Origin of the sequence: Mesorhizobium kowhaii (assembly GCF_042431665.1) — a bacterium.
GTDB classification, from domain to species: domain Bacteria; phylum Pseudomonadota; class Alphaproteobacteria; order Rhizobiales; family Rhizobiaceae; genus Mesorhizobium; species Mesorhizobium kowhaii.
In genome coordinates this window covers 1-2,084 of the sequence record NZ_JBHLYT010000214.1, presented here as the reverse complement: position 1 = coordinate 2,084, position 2,084 = coordinate 1, and the positions used below count along the sequence as shown (strand labels likewise).

Below are 2,084 nucleotides of genomic sequence, written 5' to 3'. Positions count from 1 at the left end.
GTAGTTCTCCTTCGGTTGCATCGGGACCATTCCCGATGGCGCCAAAGGAGAGGGCCGTCCTGCTGCGGTCATCTCGGCGAAAATTCTGGAAAATTCTATTTGCCAAAAAATAGCGGGCAGGCCCTTCGCCTGTCCGCGGACAAAAAACAGAAATCGAATTTTCCTGAATATTCGCCGAGTGTACCCCCAACGGGGGTTGACCGCACAAAGCAGGCGGTCGTCTACAAAGGCGACATGAAACGGGAATGGCCCCGGATGCGGCAGATGGACAAGAACCCAGGCCGCCATCGCTTGGCCGCCCACGCAAAGGTGCCGGATCGCCGGAACATGCTTGCCGCGCCAGCCTCTCGGGTCATTGCCCGTGCCTCGCCGATACCGCGAACAGCAACACGGCGCGTGAACCGCCTTGCGTCTTCGGTATGGCGGCAGAGCGGTTTCGAGATTGAAGCCGGCAGGCAACGAATTTCACGCCATCGACAGGCGGTGCCTCGAAGCCAGGTTGGATGACCGCCCAAGACAGGATGTTTGGCACGCTTGCCCCGCTTTCAGATGCGAGACGGGGTCAAGATGATCACCCTCGACAGACGCCCCCCGGGCGCGTGTGGGACGGCTTCGAATTGGGGCCGGCTCCGGCCGTTCATACAGCGGAGGTGGGGGCGCAGGGGCCGGGTCAAGCATATCGGATCGAGCCTGCCGGACAGCAGGTGGACCGCGCGTACATCATCCTGGCAACGCCAGACGCTCCTCCGGCGTCATGCGGGCCTCCACCTGCCGGCGGACGTCCGGACCAGCATGGCGGAGCATGGCGCACCAGTCTTGCACATTGTACGCGGTCGCCAGGCTGCCCCTGGCCAGATCGTAAATGACGCACGGCTTGTTTGCCATGGCGAGCCGAAGAACGTTGACGATCGTGCCGGGCGATGCGCCGTCCCAGACCATCATCCCAAAGTCGGCGCGCCGCGCCATCTCCCGGTCTTTGGCGGCGTGGACAAAGTCCCCTCTGGCATCGTCAGGAGACGGGACATGGTAGGCCGCCCAGTCGCCAAGATTGTTGCGGGGTTCCTTGCCGGCATGGAAGACGCCGACATGGTCGTAGCCGTAGCCCGCGAGGAGGCCCTGCGCCTCGGCATCGGCTCCGGGCGCGTCGCCGACCAGCACGCCGTGCTCGGCAGCGACGATCGCGCCGATGCGCGCGACGGCAGGTTCGGGCAGTTCGAGTATCTCGCGTGAACCCCCTATGAATATCATCGACATGGTAACTTTCCTTTCTCTCCAGCGGCCCCCGCCCCACTGTGGCCGCCCTCTCCCTCTGGCCCTGCGCGAGGGATCGTCACCCGAAGGCCGAGACGGCGAAGCCGGCGCGGGGAGCGGCGGCACGCCGCGACTAGAGCCCGGCCGGCCGCAGACCGGCGCGCCCGGACCCTGCCGCTGCCGGAGGCGCTACGCGCGTGGACTAGCGGCCTTCAGCCAGCCAGAGGCTCACGTCCTGGATCGAGCGCATCAGGATAGACGGGTTGTCTCGCGACGGGACAAAACCCCAGCTCTGCCAGTAGCCCTCGGCCTCGGCGTCGATCGCCCGCACCACCACCGCGCGGCCGGCGACGATTTCGGCGCCGGCGACGCAGCGACGAAGCGCGTCCTTGACCAGGCCGCTGCCGATGCCTTGTCCGGCATAGCGATGGTCGACGGCGAGTTGGCCAATCAGCAGGCAGGGGATCGGATCGGGCGGGCGTCCGGTGCGGATGGCGCGCGGTGCGCTGTTTGGCTGGATCACGCCCGGCGCAAGGCCGTAATAGCCGACGACTGTTCCCTCGTCGTGAACGATCAGAACGCGGGTAAACCCGCGGGCCTGGTTCGTTCGCGCGAAGCCGGCCAGCCAAGCGTTAAGCGCCGGCTTGCCGCAATCGAAGCTGTCGAGGCGGTGCGCGTCGTCGAGGAGTTCGATGCCTGAAAGCGCCACCTAGCGATCCCAGGGCGGGGACCGACGCAGCCGCTCCGCCGCCTTCGGCGGGGGGGCGGCGGCAGGGGCTGAGATCGCCTGCATGAAAGCGTCATAGGCTTCCGGGGACACGCGGATGACGGTT

The 2,084-nt window shown here is 66.3% G+C and carries 2 protein-coding genes and 1 pseudogene; all 3 read right to left on the bottom strand.

Translation table 11 applies throughout. The features are described from left to right. Nucleotides 1-288, bottom strand: a pseudogene (locus ACFFNA_RS39475) (hypothetical protein); the annotation flags it as partial. 432 nt (nt 289-720) lie between these two features. Further along, nucleotides 721-1,254, bottom strand: a complete 534-nt coding sequence (locus ACFFNA_RS39470) for a hypothetical protein (RefSeq protein WP_378925720.1) — start codon at nt 1,252-1,254, stop codon at nt 721-723. Nucleotides 1,255-1,453: 199 nt separating this feature from the next. Continuing rightward, on the bottom strand, nt 1,454-1,960 hold the full coding sequence (locus ACFFNA_RS39465) for a GNAT family N-acetyltransferase (protein WP_378925718.1): 507 nt from the start codon (nt 1,958-1,960) through the stop codon (nt 1,454-1,456). Between the last annotated feature and the right edge of the window lie 124 nt (nt 1,961-2,084).